At 67.1% G+C, this 16,463-nt stretch carries 20 protein-coding genes; 10 read left to right on the top strand and 10 right to left on the bottom strand.

Features of this window, described 5'->3' with window-relative positions:
- Positions 1 to 38 precede the first annotated feature (38 nt).
- Positions 39 to 815: a creatininase family protein gene (locus tag BMX17_RS02245; RefSeq protein ID WP_092657218.1), complete on the top strand. Its 777-nt coding sequence runs from the start codon at positions 39 to 41 to the stop codon at positions 813 to 815.
- Positions 816 to 819: 4 nt separating this feature from the next.
- Here the strand turns inward: BMX17_RS02245 and BMX17_RS02240 are convergent, their stop codons facing one another.
- Positions 820 to 1,620 (bottom strand): endonuclease V, encoded by an 801-nt coding sequence (locus BMX17_RS02240; RefSeq protein ID WP_092657216.1) that lies wholly within the window; start codon positions 1,618 to 1,620, stop codon positions 820 to 822.
- 3 nt (positions 1,621 to 1,623) lie between these two features.
- The gene (locus BMX17_RS02235; protein WP_092657214.1) at positions 1,624 to 2,598 is read right to left on the bottom strand and encodes a rhomboid family intramembrane serine protease; all 975 of its coding nucleotides are present in this window, start codon (positions 2,596 to 2,598) and stop codon (positions 1,624 to 1,626) included.
- Positions 2,599 to 2,707: 109 nt separating this feature from the next.
- On the opposite strand from BMX17_RS02235, the gene BMX17_RS02230 reads away from it, so the two are divergent.
- From BMX17_RS02230 to BMX17_RS02220, 3 genes are read left to right on the top strand one after another with little or no spacing between them, the layout of a single operon-like run.
- Positions 2,708 to 3,157: a DUF5788 family protein gene (locus tag BMX17_RS02230; protein WP_092657211.1), complete on the top strand. Its 450-nt coding sequence runs from the start codon at positions 2,708 to 2,710 to the stop codon at positions 3,155 to 3,157.
- 36 nt (positions 3,158 to 3,193) lie between these two features.
- Complete coding sequence (gene polX, locus BMX17_RS02225; RefSeq protein ID WP_092657209.1) at positions 3,194 to 4,936, top strand: DNA polymerase/3'-5' exonuclease PolX; 1,743 nt, start codon at positions 3,194 to 3,196, stop codon at positions 4,934 to 4,936.
- Positions 4,933 to 5,436 (top strand): Mut7-C RNAse domain-containing protein, encoded by a 504-nt coding sequence (locus tag BMX17_RS02220; protein WP_280141352.1) that lies wholly within the window; start codon positions 4,933 to 4,935, stop codon positions 5,434 to 5,436. The genes polX and BMX17_RS02220 overlap by 4 nt, the downstream gene beginning before the upstream one ends.
- A 27-nt stretch (positions 5,437 to 5,463) precedes the next feature.
- On the opposite strand, the gene BMX17_RS02215 is transcribed toward BMX17_RS02220, so the two are convergent.
- The 3 genes from BMX17_RS02215 to BMX17_RS02205 all read right to left on the bottom strand — a co-directional run bounded on the left by BMX17_RS02215 (position 5,464) and on the right by BMX17_RS02205 (position 7,482).
- Positions 5,464 to 5,838, bottom strand: coding sequence for a DUF7522 family protein (locus BMX17_RS02215; protein ID WP_092657207.1), 375 nt, complete (start codon positions 5,836 to 5,838; stop codon positions 5,464 to 5,466).
- Between the two features lie 45 nt (positions 5,839 to 5,883).
- Positions 5,884 to 6,642, bottom strand: a complete 759-nt coding sequence (locus BMX17_RS02210) for an SDR family oxidoreductase (protein ID WP_092657205.1) — start codon at positions 6,640 to 6,642, stop codon at positions 5,884 to 5,886.
- A 66-nt stretch (positions 6,643 to 6,708) separates the two neighbouring features.
- Positions 6,709 to 7,482 carry an enoyl-CoA hydratase/isomerase family protein gene (locus BMX17_RS02205; RefSeq protein ID WP_092657203.1) on the bottom strand — a complete coding sequence of 258 codons (774 nt, stop codon included), beginning with the start codon at positions 7,480 to 7,482 and terminating at the stop codon, positions 6,709 to 6,711.
- A 92-nt stretch (positions 7,483 to 7,574) separates the two neighbouring features.
- Between BMX17_RS02205 and BMX17_RS02200 the strand changes: the two genes are divergently transcribed.
- On the top strand, positions 7,575 to 8,051 hold the full coding sequence (locus tag BMX17_RS02200; RefSeq protein WP_092657201.1) for a DUF5797 family protein: 477 nt from the start codon (positions 7,575 to 7,577) through the stop codon (positions 8,049 to 8,051).
- A gap of 58 nt (positions 8,052 to 8,109) precedes the next feature.
- On the opposite strand, the gene BMX17_RS27220 is transcribed toward BMX17_RS02200, so the two are convergent.
- The 3 genes from BMX17_RS27220 to BMX17_RS02190 all read right to left on the bottom strand — a co-directional run bounded on the left by BMX17_RS27220 (position 8,110) and on the right by BMX17_RS02190 (position 9,873).
- Positions 8,110 to 8,235 carry a hypothetical protein gene (locus BMX17_RS27220; protein ID WP_280141351.1) on the bottom strand — a complete coding sequence of 42 codons (126 nt, stop codon included), beginning with the start codon at positions 8,233 to 8,235 and terminating at the stop codon, positions 8,110 to 8,112.
- Between the two features lie 99 nt (positions 8,236 to 8,334).
- Positions 8,335 to 9,399 carry a DUF5787 family protein gene (locus tag BMX17_RS02195; protein WP_170845303.1) on the bottom strand — a complete coding sequence of 355 codons (1,065 nt, stop codon included), beginning with the start codon at positions 9,397 to 9,399 and terminating at the stop codon, positions 8,335 to 8,337.
- 48 nt (positions 9,400 to 9,447) lie between these two features.
- The gene (locus tag BMX17_RS02190) at positions 9,448 to 9,873 is read right to left on the bottom strand and encodes a bis(5'-nucleosyl)-tetraphosphatase (protein ID WP_092657197.1); all 426 of its coding nucleotides are present in this window, start codon (positions 9,871 to 9,873) and stop codon (positions 9,448 to 9,450) included.
- A 112-nt stretch (positions 9,874 to 9,985) separates the two neighbouring features.
- Between BMX17_RS02190 and BMX17_RS02185 the strand changes: the two genes are divergently transcribed.
- A complete protein-coding gene (locus BMX17_RS02185; protein WP_092657195.1) occupies positions 9,986 to 10,309 on the top strand; it encodes an uS10/mL48 family ribosomal protein in 324 nt (107 codons plus the stop codon).
- Between the two features lie 32 nt (positions 10,310 to 10,341).
- Entirely contained in the window at positions 10,342 to 11,622 is a 1,281-nt protein-coding gene (locus tag BMX17_RS02180) for an amidohydrolase (RefSeq protein WP_092657193.1), read from the top strand.
- 29 nt (positions 11,623 to 11,651) lie between these two features.
- On the opposite strand, the gene BMX17_RS02175 is transcribed toward BMX17_RS02180, so the two are convergent.
- Positions 11,652 to 12,191 carry a type IV pilin domain-containing protein gene (locus BMX17_RS02175; protein WP_092657191.1) on the bottom strand — a complete coding sequence of 180 codons (540 nt, stop codon included), beginning with the start codon at positions 12,189 to 12,191 and terminating at the stop codon, positions 11,652 to 11,654.
- Positions 12,192 to 12,360: 169 nt separating this feature from the next.
- The gene (locus BMX17_RS02170; RefSeq protein WP_092657189.1) at positions 12,361 to 13,773 is read right to left on the bottom strand and encodes a geranylgeranyl reductase family protein; all 1,413 of its coding nucleotides are present in this window, start codon (positions 13,771 to 13,773) and stop codon (positions 12,361 to 12,363) included.
- A gap of 110 nt (positions 13,774 to 13,883) precedes the next feature.
- Between BMX17_RS02170 and BMX17_RS02165 the strand changes: the two genes are divergently transcribed.
- The 3 genes from BMX17_RS02165 (at position 13,884) to BMX17_RS02155 (ending at position 16,429) form a co-directional block, all read left to right on the top strand.
- Complete coding sequence (locus BMX17_RS02165) at positions 13,884 to 14,210, top strand: 2Fe-2S iron-sulfur cluster-binding protein (RefSeq protein ID WP_092657187.1); 327 nt, start codon at positions 13,884 to 13,886, stop codon at positions 14,208 to 14,210.
- Between the two features lie 64 nt (positions 14,211 to 14,274).
- Entirely contained in the window at positions 14,275 to 14,622 is a 348-nt protein-coding gene (locus BMX17_RS02160; RefSeq protein ID WP_092657185.1) for a DUF5658 family protein, read from the top strand.
- Between the two features lie 118 nt (positions 14,623 to 14,740).
- Positions 14,741 to 16,429, top strand: a complete 1,689-nt coding sequence (locus tag BMX17_RS02155) for an AMP-binding protein (protein WP_092657180.1) — start codon at positions 14,741 to 14,743, stop codon at positions 16,427 to 16,429.
- Positions 16,430 to 16,463: the final 34 nt, after the last annotated feature.

The following is a 16,463-nucleotide window of genomic DNA, read 5'->3' as shown; positions in this document are numbered from 1 at the left end:
GGCAGGCTATTGGGGGCGGCCCGCCTGATACCGACAGGATGTACCTCGCAGACGAGACGTGGCCCAATCTGGGCACGTACTTCGAGGAGGAGTCGCTGGCCATCGTCCCCCTGGGCTCGACCGAACAGCACGGCCCCCACCTCCCCGAGGGGACCGACCACATGATCGCCGAGGCGCTGGCCCGCGAGGCCGCCGAGCGAACCGGCTATCTCTGTACCCCGACGATCAACGTCGGCGTCTCGCCCCACCACCGCCAGTTCCACGGCACGATGTGGGTCGACGCGCCCGTCTTCCGGGACTACGTCGAGAGTTTCTCCCGCAACCTCTCCTACCACGGCATCGACCGCATCGTCTACGTCAACGCCCACGGCGGCAACGTCGAACACCTGCAGGAGGTCGGCCGCCGCCTCCACGAGACGGAAACGGCCTACGCCATCGAGTGGATGTGGGACGAGTCCATCCCGGACCTCGTCGACGACCTCTTCGAACGCAACGGCCCCCACGGCGGCCCCAAGGAGACCGCGATGATCATGCACATCGCGAACGAACTCGTCCACGACGACCGCCTCGAAGACGCCCGCGACGGCGGCCTGACCGAGTGGGACGAGATGGGCGTCCACGGCGCGAAAACCTTCTACGACGCCGCGGACAACACCGAAAACGGCGTGCTTGGCGACCAGACCGACGCGACCCCCAAGAAAGGCGAGGAGCTGTTCGAGGCCGCCAGCGACCAGCTGGTGAAACTCTGTGACTGGCTCGACGACCAGCCCTTCGAGGACCTGATGCCGGAACCGCACGTCCGCGAACGCGAGTGACCCCTCAGTCCGCGATCTCGCCTTTCAGATCGTCGGCGTACTGATCGGCAAGCCGGGTCGGTTCGGGGAGCTTGTAGCCGGCCGAACAGGCCAGCACGAGGTCGCCGGCCGTCTCGGCCCCGACGCGGTGGCCCGGGCTGACGATCAGGGGGTTGATGTACCGGTTTGGCGAGTCGTACTGCCGGGACTGGACGGCGTGGCCGATCACCGTCCCGTCGGCCGCGGTCACGTCCTCGTTGGCCTCGATACCGACTCGCTCGCCCTCGGACAGCCCGTCCGTCGACGCGACGGGTCGCCCACAGAGCAGATTCTTGGCGACGCCGATGCTCGGCAGATCGAGGGTCACACCGACGTGTGTCGCCAGCCCCGCCTCGCGGAAGTGGATGCGGCCGCTCCCGTCGAAGAATGCGAGGTCGGGTTCGACCGAGAGTTCTCGGAAGCCCGCGAGGATCGCGCCGCCCTCACGGAAGGAGAGCAGGCCGGGGATGTACGGAATCTCGGTCGGCGCGACGGCGTGAGCGCGCTCGATGACCTCGCCGTCCTGCAGTGCGACCAGCGCCGACACGGCGCGGTCGTCGTCGAGGAAGGCCTGGTCGACGCCGACGACGACGGGGCCACCGTCGCTACTGCTGTCCGTTTCGACGAGTGCCCGCTGGCCGGTCTCCCGGTCGGCACAGACTCGCTCCGGATCGAACTCGAAGTCGTCTTCGAAGACCGCGGCGTCAGCGATGTCGCACTGGAGCGCTTCCATCTCGTCGCGGTCGAGATCCGCGTCGGGGACGAACTCGGGATGGACGGGCTCCATCTGTCAGAATCGGCCGCCGGGACCACCCGGACCGCCGGGGCCGCCCGGGCCGCCCGGACCGCGACCCATCCCGCCGCCGAACTGGAGCTGGCCGGGGGCACTGATCTTGTCTTTGACCCGCTGGCCGTAGACGAGACCGATCACGAGGCCGGCGAGGTGCGCCCCGTCGGCGACGTTCCCCCCGCCGAAGACCGGGACGTTGATGCCGAAGATACCGAGGATGCTGATCCCGGCGAACCCGACCGTGAGGACCCAGATCGGGATCGGAAGCAGGAACCACAGGTAGACCCGCAACTGCGGATTGAGGACCGTCAGTACGCCCATGATCGCCAGTGCGGCCCCGCTGGCACCGAGCGCGCTACCGGGCACGCCCTGAACGGTGAAGATGAGAAGCTGTCCGAGCCCGGCGAGGATACCGCTGCCCAGGAACAACAGGGCGAAATCCCGCGACCCGACGTACTTCTCGACGATCCGTCCGAAGAAGTAAATCACGATGCTGTTGACGGCGATGTGGCCGAACCCACCGTGGGAGAAGATGCTCGTCACCCACGTCCAGACGTACTCGGGATGCTGGGTAGAGATGGTGAACACCGCAGCCCAGACCTGACTCCGCAGTCCGAACCCAAGCGCCGGGAACACGAGGAACTGGAACGCGAACGTGATCCACATCAGTCCCAGAAACAGGAACGTCATGTTCCCGCGGAAGTAGCTGAACACGCTCCCGGGGCCCGTGTCGAGTCCGAGTTTCGCCAGCACACCGCCGCTCGAATTCGAGGATCCGCCCCAGCCGCCACCGCCGCTGCCGTCGACGGTGTCGTCGAAGCCGCTGTCGAAGACGCCGCTGGGGTCGTTCCAGTTTTCCAGCCCCGGACAACTGTGGTTCTCGGGGAGGCGGTGGTCGCCGCAGTACGTCCCCCCGCAGTGGCGACACTGATACGGCATATTTTCCTCTTTCCCACACGCGTCGCACTTCGCCATTGTGCCGGGGTAGGGCACGCCTCCGGAAAGGTCTTCCCCACCGTTCCGACGGCCGCTCGGGCCGCGAGCGTCCGAGAACGTTTTGTCGGTCCCGGCCCCAGTAGCAATCGTGCAGGAGTTCCAGCGCAAACAACTGCTCGAACGGATCGAGCGCGAGGGGGCGACCGTCGGCGCGGACATCCCCGACGAGATCGAGGTGCAGGGCGACTCCATCGACCTCAGCACCTTCGTCTTCGAAATCAAGCGCCGGGACACGGTTCCGAAAGGCGAGCGCGAGCGGGTCGAGCAGGCCAAGAAGAACCTCCGCCGGGAGCGACTCCAGCGCAAGCAACGGATCGAGGAGGACGACATCACCTTCGAGGAGGGCGAGCAGATCGCCCAGGCGATCATCGGCATCGACCGCGCGCTGAACGCGCTGGAGAACCTCGGCCCGACGAACCTCGAACAGGAGGCCGAACTCAAGGACACTCAGGACCAGAAGCGCTGGACGAAGTTCCTCAAGAAAGCGCTGGGCCACGAGGACGACGACAGCGGCGTGGGTGTGGGTCGCGGCCGCTGAACACTTTGATACCCCGGGCCGCCGAAGGACCCGGTAATGAGCCGCAACGCGGAGGTCGCGAGCCTCCTGGAGGAGTTCGCCGACCTGCTCGAAGCGAAAGACATCGAGTACAAACCCCGCGCGTACCGCCGTGCGGCCGAGAACATCCGCGGCCACCCCGCCGCCGTCGAACACCTCGCGGCCGACGGGGAAGACGCCGTCAAAGAGATCGAGGGCGTCGGTGACGCCATCGCCGCGAAGGTCGTCGAGTACTTCGAGACCGGCGGCATCGAGGAACTCGACGACCTCCGCAACGAACTCCCCGTGGACATGGCCGCGCTCACGAGCGTCGAAGGTGTCGGCCCGAAAACGGTGGGCACCCTCTACGACGCGCTGGGGATCACCACGCTCGACGAACTGGGGGCGGCCGCCGAGAACGGCGAGATCCAGGAAATCTCGGGCTTCGGCGAGAAGACGGAGGAGAACATCCGCGAGGGGATCGAGTTCGCTCGCGAGGCCCACGAGCGGGAACTGCTCGGCGAGGCCAGGCCCTACGGCGACCGCGTCCGTGACTTTCTGTCCGGCGTCGACGCGGCCGCCGAGGTGGAACTCGCGGGCTCGATCCGACGCTGGCGGCCGACAATCGGCGACGTGGACGTGCTGGTCGGGAGCGACGACGCCGACGCCGTGGTCTCCGCGTTCGCGGACTGGGAGGCCGCCGACATGGTGATCGAGGCCGGCGAGAGCAAGGCCAGCCTCCGAGTCGACGACTTCCGCATCGACCTCCGCGTGGTCGCCGAGAACGAGTTCGGGGCCGCGCTCCAGTACTTCACCGGGAGCAAGGACCACAACGTCACGCTGCGTAACCGGGCCATCGACCGCGATCTGAAGATGAACGAGTACGGTATCTTCGACGTGTCCGAGGTCGAGAACTCCGATTCCGGCCAGCGGGTCGGCGAGCGCGTCGGCGGCACGACCGAGGACGAGATGTACGACGCGCTGGATCTCGACTGGATCCCGCCGGAGCTCCGCGAGGACCGCGGCGAGATCGCGGCCGCTGCCGACGGTGCGTTGCCGGACCTGCTCGAAATCGGCGACGTGTGCGGCGACCTCCACACCCACACCGAGTGGTCCGACGGGGGCAACACGATCCGGGAGATGGCCGAGGGCGCGGCCGCGCTCGGCCACGACTACCTGGCGATCACCGACCACGCCACCGGACCGGGGATGGTCGGCGGCGTCGGTCTCTCCGACGCGGACCTGCGCGAGCAGATCGAGGCCATCCGGGCGGTCGACGACGAGGTCGAAGTCGACCTGTTTGCGGGTGTCGAGGCCAACGTCGGGGCCGACGGCTCGGTCTCGGTGGCCGACGACGTGCTCGACGCCCTCGACGTGGTCGTGGCAGCGCCCCACGCCGGCCTCGACGGCGACGGGACCGACCGGCTCGTGACCGCCGTCGAACACCCCGAAGTGGACGTGCTCGGCCACCCGACTGGCCGGATGCTCAACCAGCGCGACGGGCTGGACGTGGACATCGAGCGACTCGCCGGGGCCGCCGCGGACGCGGGGGTGGCACTGGAGGTCAACAGCGACCCGCGGCGGCTGGACCTCCAGGGGAGTCTCGTCAAGCCGGCCGTCGAAGCCGGGGCGAGTATCGCCATCGACACCGACGCCCACCAGCCCGGGACGCTGGAGTACGTCCGCTACGGCGTCCACACCGCACGCCGGGGCTGGGCCGAAGCCGACGACGTGGTAAACGCCCGCGGCGCCGACGGCGTCCGCGAGTTCCTGGGACTGTGACGGGTCGACCGCCCAGTCCGGCCGACGGTTCCCGAGAGGGCCCGGAACGCGCCCACGACCGCCTCGTGCTGGACGTGATGCTGGGCAAACTCGCCACGTATCTGCGGATGTGCGGGTACGACGCCGCCTACGCGCTGGACCGGGGGATCGAGGACGACGACCCCATCCTGACGCTCTCGCGGGCGGAGGAGCGCACCCTGCTGACCAGGGACCGGGGACTGGCGGCCCGGACCGACGATTCCGTCCTGCTGACGGCACGGGAACCCGTCGAGCAGTTGCGGGATCTCCGCGAGGCGGGGTTTCGGCTCGAACTCCCGGATCGGCCGGTGCGGTGTAGCCGGTGTAACGGCGTCCTCACGGCCGTCGACGGTGGGGAGTCGACACCTGGGTACGCACCCAACCCTTCCGAGACCGATGTCTGGCGGTGTGTGGACTGTGGGCAGTGTTTCTGGAGAGGGAGCCACTGGGCGGATGTGGCCGAGACGCTGGCGGGGCTGTGACGCTGTGGGCCGTCGTCGTGGCTACGTTCAGTTCCCTGACAGCACGCCGTTACAGCGGGTGACGAAGTTGCCGAGTCCCTGTGCGATGTCCCGGTCGAGCGACACGATCACGCCCCGGTTCGACGTCTCCCGGAGGTGGATCAGGGCCGCCCGCTCGTGGAGTTCGACGATCGCCTGCGTCTCGCCGATACCCCGGTACACGTCCGTCTTGGCGACCGGACCACTGTTCCGCGCCCGGTCGACGAGCGTATCGAGCGCGTCCCGCAGTTCCTGTGTCGCCACGTCGTCACGGATGTACAGCATCGTACAGTCGTGCTGGTCGTACTTCAGCGCGGCACGGAAAGCCTCGCCTGCGCGCCCACGCACCAGTTGGAGGAGCTCTTGATACTGCTCGTCAGTCATCAATTGAAATTCTAGACTGCACGTCATTTAGGTGTGCCGGGCGGCTCAGGACTGCTGGTCGGTCGGGCGCACCAGCAGTTCGTTGACGCTCACCCGTGGCGGCTGGGTGACGGCGTAGCGGATCGCGGCCGCGATGTCCTCGGGCTGGAGGACGGTCATGTCCTGAACCATCTCGGCCATGCGTTCCTGAACCTGTTCGTCGGGGATGTGCTGGCCCAGTTCCGTGTCGACCGCGCCGGGTTCGATCACGGTCACGCGGACGCCGCTGTCTGCGGTCTCTTTCCGGAGCGACTCCGAAAAGGCGTTGACGCCGAACTTCGTTGCGGCGTAGCCACCCGAGGTCTCGTTGGCGCGGCGACCCGCGACCGAGGAGATGTTGACGATGTGCCCGCTGTCCTGTTCGAGCATCCCGGGCAGGGCCTTCCGGGTGGCCGCCATCAACCCCATCAGGTTTACGTCGAGCATCTGCTGGAGGTCCTCGAGATCGGCCCGGATTACGGGCGCGAGCAGCATGACGCCCGCGTTGTTGACCAGCACGTCGAGGCCGCCGAGTTCCTCGCGGGTCTGTTCGATCATCCGCTCGACGTCGTCGGTCTCGGTCACGTCGGCCGTGATCGCCAGGGCCTCGCCGCCCTCGTCTTCGATTTCCTCGGCGAGGGTCTCGATCCGGTCGGTTCGGCGGGCGGTGACCGCGACCGCCGCGCCGGCGTCGGCCAGTGTCTTTGCGGTCGCGCGTCCGATACCGGAGGACGCGCCAGTTACGAGTGCGACGTCGCCGTCGAGGTCGTGGGGTGTCGTCGACATACGCGAAAACAGCAGGGTCTCAGCCGTCTAAACGTGGCGGCTGGGGCAATCCGGACGGCCGCCCAATCATCGGAACTCCGGCTCGCGATCTTCGACGAACGCTTCCATCCCTTCACGCTGATCGGGGTGGCCGAACAGACCGCTCCAGACGCGCTGTTCGTACTGGAGGCCGGCGTCCAGGTGCATCCGGTGGACCTGGTTGAGTGCCTCTTTGGCCGTTTGCAGTGCGAAGGCGGGCTTTTCGGCGAGGTCGTCGGCCATGTCGCGGACGAACGAGTCCAGTTGGTCGTGGGCGACCACGTCGCCGACGAGTCCGAGGCGGTCGGCGTCCTCGGCGTCGACGCGCTCGCCGAAGAAGACGAGCCGACGGGCGTTCTCGTCGCCGACGAGGCGGGCGAGCCGCTGGGTGCCGCCCCAGCCCGGGACGATCCCGAGGTCGATCTCCGTCTGTCCCAGCACGGCGCGCTCGCTGGCGACGCGCATATCGGCCGCCAGCGCGAGTTCACAGCCGCCCCCGAACGCGTAGCCGTTGACCGCCGCGATCACCGGCGCAGGGAACGTGTCCACCCGATCGATGACGTGGTGGCCTTTCTCGGCGTACTCTTTGGCTGCCTCGACGCCCATGTCTTTCATGTAGGCGATGTCCGCGCCCGCGACGAAGGCGTCCTCGCCCGCGCCCGTGACGATCAGGACCCGCGTGTCGAGGTCCTCGGCCTCGTCGAGTGCCTCGTCCAGCGCGTCCAGAGTTTCGACGTTGAGCGCGTTCAGGCGGTCGGGGCGGTCGACGGTGAGGGTCGTGATGCCGTCCTCGTGGTCCAGTGTGACTGTATCCCAGTCCATACCCACCCTCCGGCGGGCGTGGAGATAAGCGCTGGCCCGGCCTTCGGTCCGATGCAGAACACCAAAATACGTCCTCGGTGTAGCGACGGGCGATGACGCTTTCGGAGGAGGCCCGCGAGCGACTCGCGGACGTCGTCGCGCTCCAGCCGACGAAAAACGCCGAACTCCAGGATCGGTGGGACCTGGAGAGCGGTAGCGAGGTCCACCAGTACCTCGAGAACGAACTGAAAGAGTACTACTATCGCGACGAGAACAGCCTGATCTGTGCCACCGAGGACGCCGCCGCGCTCGTGGGTGCCGACGACCCCGAGGGCGAGCGCGTCCTCCGCGTCCCGCCGCTCCAGGCCGCCGTGATCGAGGTGTTGGCCGGGCCCGAGGACCGCTCACAGAGCGTCGTCTCGGTCCTCCACGCCCTCCGGGACGCCGGCCACGACGCCGCGGTCGACGACGTGCGGTCCGCCCTCCGGAGCCTCTCGGATAAGGGCATCGCCGAGCGAATCCAGCGGACGGTCCCGACCTTCCGGCTGGCGATGGCTCGCGAGGAGTTCACCGTCGAAGAACTGGACTGACGGGACCGGCCCGCGCGCGGCTCCGGCTCGGAGACACCGACCCGGCGGGTCGTCCCCGTCAGAGCTCCTCGTGCTGTGGGAGTTCGTCACCACACCGACGGCAGTACCGCATCGGCGCGCGTGACTCCTGTCCCTCTCTCCCGACTGTCACCTTCCGGCCACAGTTCTCGCATTCGATTTTCATGGTCACTCCCGGCACGCCGGCCCGCGCCAGCGAGCGAGATGTGTCAGGTACGACGGCCAGTGTGATAAAGTCCCGCACGCGACGGATCGCTGTCGTGTTCTACAGCCCCGGCCGCCGACGCCGGCGCTGTTCGTCGAGCAGGCGTTTGATGGCCTTCCCGGGCCCGCCCTCGATGGGCCAGTCCCGCTGTCGCCAGGTCGGCGGCTCCGGCGAGAACTCCGGACAGGAGCCGGCGCACTCGCTGGCGGTCTGGTGACACGCTTTCTCGTCGCACCACGGAAGCGCGTCGCCGGTCTCGGTCCGGAGCCGGAAGTGCCGGCAGTCCGGCCGCATCGTGTCCGCGTAGGCTCGCCAGCCCCGGCCGTAGGCCCGTTCGGCGATCTCGCGGCGCTTGCCGACTTTCCACTCGGGGTCGGCGTACTCGAAGCGCGCCGCGGAGGCGTCCCGGCCGCTCCCCGTCGGTCGTTCGGTGATCCGCGTTCCGGGTTCCTCGGGCGCGAGCGTCCGGGGGTTCCAGGCAACGTCGACCGCCGTCTCGCCTGCCTGCGCGTTGGCCGTCGGATCGACCGTCAGGATGCCCGCCTCGACGGGCACGTCCTCCAGCAGCGCGGGCTCGACGGTGCCACCCTCGCGGGCCGTCGCCACCCACACCTCGTCGGCCAGCCCCAGCGCCACGTCGCGTTCGAGTTGCGGGGCGAGAGTCCGGGCCGCGGACCGATCGAGGTCCGGCTTGTTCTCGATGGCGACGATCCGCTCGATCCACTCGGGATAGGGCTGGTGGCGGCGCAACTCGATCCGACCCGAGCCGGCCCGCCGTTTCTCGATCAGGTCCCTGTCGGCGGCGTCGTGGACTGCCTCGCGGACGTACTGCCAGGGGTAGCCCGGGTCCGGGAGCGCGTCCCGGTACCACGCCCAGTCGGCGGGCGCGTGGCGGACGACGCCCAGCAGGTCCGAGTGCAGTCCCTCGGCACCGAACGCGGCCCGCTCGCGGAGGGCGGTCCGGTCGGCCTCGACGACGATGGTGTCCCACCGTCGGTACTTCGTCCCAAGTTGGCGCGCGACGAGGACGGCAGTGTCGGGGTCGCGATCGCCGCCGGGCGGCCAGCAGCGTTCGGCCCACTGGCAGACCCGTAACTCGAAGACGAACTCGGGTTCGGTCGACACACGGTCCTCTGTGGACCGATGGCTCAAACCGTTGTCGCCCCGAGCGACCTAGAACTCGGTTTCCTCGTTCAGGAACTCGTGGGCTTGCTCCAGGATCTCGCGGGGACCGTCCTGCGTGACGGTGTTTACGGCCTGCTCGTAGTCGCGCCACTGCATATCGCGGTGTTCGTTCGACAGTTCCGCGCTCGCCTCGAACGATTTGGCGATGAACAGGTGGACTGTCTTGTGAATCGTCTTGCCGTTCGCCTCGAACACGTAGTCGTAATCCTCCCGGAAGCCGTCCAAGAGCCGGAAATCCATGATTCCGGCCTCCTCTTTCACTTCGCGTATCGCAGTCTGCTGGAGTTCCTCCTCGCCTTCGACACCGCCCTTGGGGAATTCCCAGTCGCCGGGGCGGCTCTTGAGCAGGAGGTACTCCCTGCGGCCACGCGTATCGCGAAAGAGGATGGCTCCCGCGCTCGTGGCCTCTATCATTACCCTACGATATTCGACCAGTACTTAAGAGAATATCGGAGGGATCACGGTCCCGGGTCGGGGCGATGCCGGAGAGATGGGTTTTTGCCCGTCGCCGTGCTCGACGAGATATATGCCGTTCGTCACGAAGCTCACGCTCGAAAGCGGCGATCGCCACCGCCTCGAGGACGTGGTCACCACGATCAAGGAGACCGCCGCACGCAAGGGCGTCGAACTGAAAGGGCCACACGCAGAGCCGACGCGAGACCTCAACGTCCCCCAGTGCAAACGCCTCGCCGACGACGGCGACCGCTTCCAGCCCTGGACCTACACCGTCTACACCCGGACCATCGAGATCGTCGGCCACGACGAGTTCGCCCGCTCGGTCGCCGAAGGCGACTTCCCCGACGGCGTCCACGTCTCCGCCGAGATCGAACAGCGCCGCCAGATGAACTGATTCCTTAAGTCCGCCGCGGTGCTCGTGTGGGTATGCACCCCGTCGACCGCGACCGCCTCGTCTCGCTCCGCCGCGAGTTTCACCGCCACCCCGAACCCGCCTGGCGGGAGTTCTGGACCACCGCCCGGATCGTCGAGGAACTCGACCGGATCGGCGTCGACGACCTGTTCGTCGGCCCCGACGCACTCGACGCCGACGCCCGGATGGGCCTGCCCGCCGATGCCGATTTCGACGCGTGGCGCGACCGCGCCCGCGACGCCGGCGTCGACCCCGACCGCCTCGACCGCCTCGACGGCGGCCACACCGGTGCGATCGCCGTTCTCGACGGGGACCGAGCGGGCCCCACCGTCGCCCTCCGGGTCGACATCGACGGTCTGCCCCGCGAGGAGTCCGACGACCCCGACCACCACCCTGCGGCCGCGGGCTTCCGCTCGGAGACCGGCGCGATGCACGCCTGCGGTCACGACGCCCACGCGACCATCGGGCTGGGCGTCCTCGAGGCCCTCTCGGATCGGGACTTCGCCGGCCGACTCAACGTGCTCTTCCAGCCCGCCGAGGAGGTGGTCGGCGGCGCGGCCCCGATGGCCGAGAGCGGCCACATCGACGACGTGGACTATCTGCTGGCGCTCCACATCGGTCTCGATCATCCGACCGGCCAGGTCGTCGCGGGTATCGAGGGTTTTCTCGCGGTGAGTCACTTCCGCGCCGAGTTCGGGGGCGAAGGCTCCCACGCCGGCGGCCACCCGGCGGAGGGCCGCAACGCCGTCCAGGCGATGGCCACCGCCGTCCAGAATCTCTACGCGATCCCCCGCCACGAGGACGGCGCGACCCGCGTCAACGCCGGCGACGTGGGCGGCGGAACCGCCGCGAACATCGTCCCCGAACAGGCCTACATCGAGGGCGAGGTCCGCGGCGAGACCACCGCGCTGATGGAGTATATGCGCGACCGCGCCGACCGAGTGCTCGATCAGGCCGCCGCCATGCACGACTGCGAGGTCGGGATCGACACCAGCGGCCAGGCCCCCAGCGCCGAGAACGACCCCGAACTCGTCGACGTGGTCGAAGCCGTCGCCGGCCGCACCGAGGGCGTCGAGTCGGTCCTGCGCCACGACGACCTGGGTGGCAGCGAGGACGCGACCTACCTCATGCGCCACGTCCAGGATCGGGGCGGCAAGGCCGCGTTCGTCTGTGTCGGCACCGACCACCCCGGCGGCCACCACACCGCGACGTTCGACGTGGACGAGGACTCCCTGCCCGTCGGCGTCGCCGTGCTGGCCGACACGATCACGCACCTCGGACGCGAGGCTCCCTGAGTCGAAAAATCGGAAAAGCGGTCGCGGCCTCAGTTCGTCCAGGTGTTCAGCGTGAACGTCGACTTGCTCCCCGGATCGTCCCAGACGACCTTGACCGTCGAACCTTCGAGGTTGAGTGCGTCCTGATCCGGGATCGGCTCGCTGTCCGCTTTCAGCGTCACGCTCTCGCCGCCGGAGACCTCGTCGTTGTCGTTGATCTTCGAGTCGAACTCGTCCCACTGGAACCGCTCGTTGAGGCCGTTCTCGTCGACGTTGGACGGTGATGTTTTCTCGTACGTCTTCGCGCTCTGGATCACCACGTCGAGGTTCTTCGCCTCGATCGTTTCGCCGCTATCGTGGCCGACCTGCAGGTTGTCGTTGCGATACTCGTCCCCGTTGATCGTGCTGGTGTCCTGCTCGTAGTCGAAGACGATCGCCGCGTTGGGCTTCGTCGTGTCGTTTTGCTGCCCGATACTCAGGAAGAAGGTTGCGGCCGTCGCTGCCAGCAACACGGTGATCGCGACCATCAGCACGACGCCGATGACCGGTGACACGGCCGATTCGTCCGTGAATAGTGCTTTTGCGTTCATCGTTGTCCCCCACCGGGACGGAACCCACCGTCGAACCCGCACAGCACCACGTGCCCACGTAGGTACCGTCCCCGTTGTGTCTCATCTGTTTCTCGTTCGGACTGATAAATCTTGAGCGATTGATCGACGGGGGTTTAAGTAATACCGACGGAGAGCGGGTCTCGCGGCCTCAGTACTTCGGTTCGGCCCCGGTCGTCTCGTAGATCTCGTCCATCACGTCGTCCCGGTCGGCGCGCCAGGACTCGAACCCGTCGGGGGAACTGGGGTAGTCATCGTAGTGAGAGAGCAGTCGGTCGGCGAGGTTCTTCGTCTGGTAGAGATCGTAGATCGTCTTCCAGTGGCCGAAGGTCTTGATCGCCGTCTTGACCTTCAGGGGCAGACTGATGTCGGTCGACCCCTCGTAGAGCGCTTCCGCGAGTTGCTCGCCCGGCATCGCCGCCAAAAGCGCCATCAGGTCGTCCAGATCGTAGGCGGTCGTGAAGATGTTGTACACGTCCAGGGCGGCGTAGCGCCCGCCGAAGTGATCCATGATGCGGCTGTTGTACTCCCAGAGCGCGCCCTCGCCGAGGTCGCCGTCGCTGATCGCGTCGATGGCCTCTTCGGCCGCGTACTGCCCGGCGTAGGCCGCGCCGGCGATGCCACCGCCCGTCGTCGGGTTGACGTGGCCGGCGGCGTCGCCGACCGCGAGGAAGCCGGGCGCGACCGCCGAGTCGTAGGGCCGGCGGGTCGGCAGCGCCGCGCCGAGTTTGTCCGTGACGCGGGCGTTCTGGAACTCCGGCCGGTTCTCGATGTCCGCTCTGAGGTCCTCGACCAGTTGCATCGGCTCCTCGTTCATCTGGAACCCCAGACCGACGTTGATCTCCGTGGCGGTCCGCGGGAAGTACCAGAGGTAACCCGACGCGCGCTTGGTCGGCTTGAACACGAGGGCGTCGGACCAGTCTACGGGCTCGTCGACCTCGATGATCTCGCGGTAGCCCGAGGAGAACTGCGAGTACTGGACGTTGGTGTCGAAGGTGGCCGCCGAGAGGTCGGCGTTGTCCTGCAGGATCGACAGCGCACCCGCGGCGTCGATGGTCACGTCGGCCTCGTAGGTGATCGGCTCGCCCTGGCGCATCGCGTCGACGCCGGTCACGCGCCCGGTCTCGTCCTGACGCACGTCTTTGACGACCGTGTCGTAGTGGAATTCGACGCCCGCCTTCTCGGCACCCTCGATCAGCAGGCGGCCGTACTCCCAGCGGTCGATGACGGCGAGTTCGCCCGGCACAGGGATGTCGAGCACCGCGTCCTCCGAGGGAATCTCGAAGCGCCCGTGATCCACGACGGTGTTGGTAAAGGCCGGTTCGATCTGGGATTTCGGAATGCTGTCCGGGAACTTGTCCGCCCCTTTCAGTGCGTCCCCGCACGCGATGTGTCCGGCTTCCTGCTCGGACTTGCGCTCGACGATGACGACGTCGAGCCCTTCGCGTGCGGCGGTCGCGGCCGCGTAACACCCTGACGTGCCCGCCCCCACTACGACGATGTCGTACGTCCGGGTCCCGCCACCGACGCTCGAATCGTCGGTGTCGGACTCCTGTGTAGCCATGTCCGCCCCTGATTGCCCCACCGAGAAAACTCTTTATTCCCGTCCTGTCCTTTCCGATGGGACGGATTGTGGGATAAAGACCTTTGATAGGTGGTGCCCAATCGAGGAGCATGACCGATTACACCGTCGAATTCGTGGGGACGGGAGAGCAGATCACGGTCTCGGAGAAAGAGACGATCCTCCGCCGGTGCATCGAGGAGGGGATCGCTCAGGAGTACTCCTGCCGGGTGGGAATGTGTCTGGCCTGCTCGGCCAAGATCGTCGAAGGAGAGGTCACACAGCCGGCGGCCCACGGCTTCACCGACGAGGAGAAAGAGGAGTACGCCCTGACCTGCATGGCGCGACCGCAGTCCGACCTCGTGCTGGATCGCGGGCAGTACCCGCCCAGCATCGACGAGGAGGTCGAGGGGACGACTGGCGCGGCCGCCGACGACTGACGGTCCCTGTCCCGCTGAGCCGATCCAAAGGTATTCGGCTCCGCTTTGCCTCGGTAGGGTAGCGATGGAGAATTCGGCGGTCGTGTCACCCCTCGACGGGTTCGTCGAGATGCGGTCCTGGCTCTGGTGGCTGTCGATCACCTTCTACGGGATCGGTGACGTGCTCACGACGGCGACGACGCAGTTGGCCGGTCCCGTCGCCGAGGGAAGTCCGGTCGTCGGGTGGGCGGCGGGCGCGTACGGGCTCTTGGGACTCGTCGGACTCAAGATCGTCGCGTTCGCGGTCGCGTACGCCGTCTGGCGCTCCGTCGACCACCCGCACAACGTCGGCGTGCCGCTCGCGCTCTCGGTTCTCGGCGTGGGACTGACGACCTGGAACCTCGTCGTGATCGGCGCAACCTTCTCGGGCTGACAGGTTCCCCCCCGATCGTCATTGAAACGCCGAAAAAGTCAGGGGTATCCGGTAAACGGGCAGTCGTTGGTGGCTAATCATGCGGATTTAAGCCACGGGGGATGAGAAATAAACGTAGATGTCAGACGCAACCGAGCTACCCGAGAAACCGTGGTTCGTCGAGTACGAGCAGTTCGGCGTGCCGGAGTCGCTCGAACCGTACCCCGACCAGCCGGTTCACCAGTTCCTCTATGATTCGGCCGAGGAGTACCCCGAGCAGGGGCTCGTCCAGCTGGGCCGGAAGTACACGTATCCGGAACTGGTCGACGACGTCGAACGGCTGGCCACGGCGCTTCGCGACCGGGGGGTCGAGAAGGGCAGTCGCGTGGCCACCGTGTTGCCGACCTCGATCCAGTTCGTCCTCGCGGAGAACGCCATCTCCCGGGCCGGGGGGGTCCACATCCCGAACGACTTCCTCGACGCCGAGGAGGACCTGATCTACCGGCTCGAACAGGGCGAGCCCGAGGTCCTCATCGGGCAGGACAAACACCGCGACCTCATCATGAGCCTGAAAGAGGAACTGGATCTGGACAACGTCATCCTCACCACTGTCGACGACTACGGCGAGAGTCCGCCCGAGGACCACGAGGACGTGGCGGGCGTCGAGTGGCTCTCGGACGTGATCGAGTCGACCGAGCCGAACCCGCCCGAGGTCGAATTCGACGTGGCGGAGGACGTGCACACCCTGCTCTTTACGGGTGGCACGACCGGCCTCCCGAAGGGCTGTCAGCTCACTCACCGGAATCTGGTGGCCAACGCCTTGCAGGCAAACGCCGCCCAGTCTCGGATGGCGGACATGATGCGCGGCGACGAGGGTGCCGTGATGGCGCTGCCGATGTACCACGCCTACGGCTACTCGGTCCAGCACTCGCTGATCGAACTCGGGCTGGAGATTCTGATGGTGCCCGACGCCCGGGACACGGAGATGATGGTCGACCTGATCGAGGAACGGGAACCCCTCATCATGCTCGGCGTCCCGACGCAGTTCATGGAGATCGTCAACGAGGACCTCGACCAGGACGTGGTCGGCCTCTCCGGGTCCGCGCCGCTGGCCACCGAGACCAAAGAGCAGTTCGAGGAGAAATCCAAGGGCGTCTCTCAGGGATTCGGGCTCTCGGAGATGTCGCCGGTCACCCACTTCAACACACGCGGACTGCAGGATATGCTGCTGGGTGAGGACACCCGCGAGGAAGGGTTCGATATGCCGACCATCGGCGTGCCGGTGCCCGATACCGAGGTCAAACTCGTCGACGTGGACAGCGGCGAGGAGATCCCGCTCCAGAAAGCCATCGACGAGGAACTCGAAGGCGAGATGTACCTCAACGGCCCCCAGCGGATGAAGGGCTACCTCGACGAGAGCAAGTCCCCGTTCGACAAGGACGGGTTCGTCGCGACCGGCGACGTGGCCAAGATCGACGCCAAAGGTCGTTTCTACATCGTCGATCGCGTCAAGAACATGATCAACGTCTCCGGGCTGAAGGTCTACTCCGAGGAGGTCGACGAGGTTCTGTTCTCGCATCCGGGCGTCCACCGCCCGGCGACCATCGGCGCACCCGACCCTGACCGGCCCGGCAGCGAGATCGTCGTCGTCTACGTCGAACCCGACCCGAACTACGACGGCGACCTCACCGAGGACGACATCCGTGACCACCTCGAAGGCAAAGTGCCGAAACAGGCCATGCCCGAGGAGATCAACATCGTCGACGAAGTCCCGACGACCGACGTGGGCAAGACCGACAAGCACTCGCTCAAGGGCCGTCACGACTAAGCCGCCGTCGAGGCCCGTCTCGCCTCTGGAATCG

Source organism: Halorientalis persicus (genome assembly GCF_900110215.1).
GTDB lineage: Archaea > Halobacteriota > Halobacteria > Halobacteriales > Haloarculaceae > Halorientalis > Halorientalis persica.
The sequence above is the reverse complement of the archived record's forward strand: the minus strand, read 5'-3'. Positions and strand labels throughout refer to the sequence as shown.

Bases quoted from the DNA above. Each gene is read 5' to 3' on its own strand.
- BMX17_RS02245 (WP_092657218.1), top strand. From the start codon at position 39: ATGTACCTCGCAGACGAGACGTGGCCCAATCTGGGCACGTACTTCGAG.
- BMX17_RS02240 (WP_092657216.1), bottom strand. From the start codon at position 1,620: ATGGAGCCCGTCCATCCCGAGTTCGTCCCCGACGCGGATCTCGACCGC.
- BMX17_RS02235 (WP_092657214.1), bottom strand. From the start codon at position 2,598: ATGGCGAAGTGCGACGCGTGTGGGAAAGAGGAAAATATGCCGTATCAG.
- polX (WP_092657209.1), top strand. From the start codon at position 3,194: ATGAGCCGCAACGCGGAGGTCGCGAGCCTCCTGGAGGAGTTCGCCGAC.
- BMX17_RS02215 (WP_092657207.1), bottom strand. From the start codon at position 5,838: ATGACTGACGAGCAGTATCAAGAGCTCCTCCAACTGGTGCGTGGGCGC.
- BMX17_RS02210 (WP_092657205.1), bottom strand. From the start codon at position 6,642: ATGTCGACGACACCCCACGACCTCGACGGCGACGTCGCACTCGTAACT.
- BMX17_RS02205 (WP_092657203.1), bottom strand. From the start codon at position 7,482: ATGGACTGGGATACAGTCACACTGGACCACGAGGACGGCATCACGACC.
- BMX17_RS02200 (WP_092657201.1), top strand. From the start codon at position 7,575: ATGACGCTTTCGGAGGAGGCCCGCGAGCGACTCGCGGACGTCGTCGCG.
- BMX17_RS27220 (WP_280141351.1), bottom strand. From the start codon at position 8,235: ATGAAAATCGAATGCGAGAACTGTGGCCGGAAGGTGACAGTCGGGAGA.
- BMX17_RS02190 (WP_092657197.1), bottom strand. From the start codon at position 9,873: ATGATAGAGGCCACGAGCGCGGGAGCCATCCTCTTTCGCGATACGCGT.
- BMX17_RS02185 (WP_092657195.1), top strand. From the start codon at position 9,986: ATGCCGTTCGTCACGAAGCTCACGCTCGAAAGCGGCGATCGCCACCGC.
- BMX17_RS02180 (WP_092657193.1), top strand. From the start codon at position 10,342: ATGCACCCCGTCGACCGCGACCGCCTCGTCTCGCTCCGCCGCGAGTTT.
- BMX17_RS02175 (WP_092657191.1), bottom strand. From the start codon at position 12,191: ATGAACGCAAAAGCACTATTCACGGACGAATCGGCCGTGTCACCGGTC.
- BMX17_RS02170 (WP_092657189.1), bottom strand. From the start codon at position 13,773: ATGGCTACACAGGAGTCCGACACCGACGATTCGAGCGTCGGTGGCGGG.
- BMX17_RS02165 (WP_092657187.1), top strand. From the start codon at position 13,884: ATGACCGATTACACCGTCGAATTCGTGGGGACGGGAGAGCAGATCACG.
- BMX17_RS02160 (WP_092657185.1), top strand. From the start codon at position 14,275: ATGGAGAATTCGGCGGTCGTGTCACCCCTCGACGGGTTCGTCGAGATG.
- BMX17_RS02155 (WP_092657180.1), top strand. From the start codon at position 14,741: ATGTCAGACGCAACCGAGCTACCCGAGAAACCGTGGTTCGTCGAGTAC.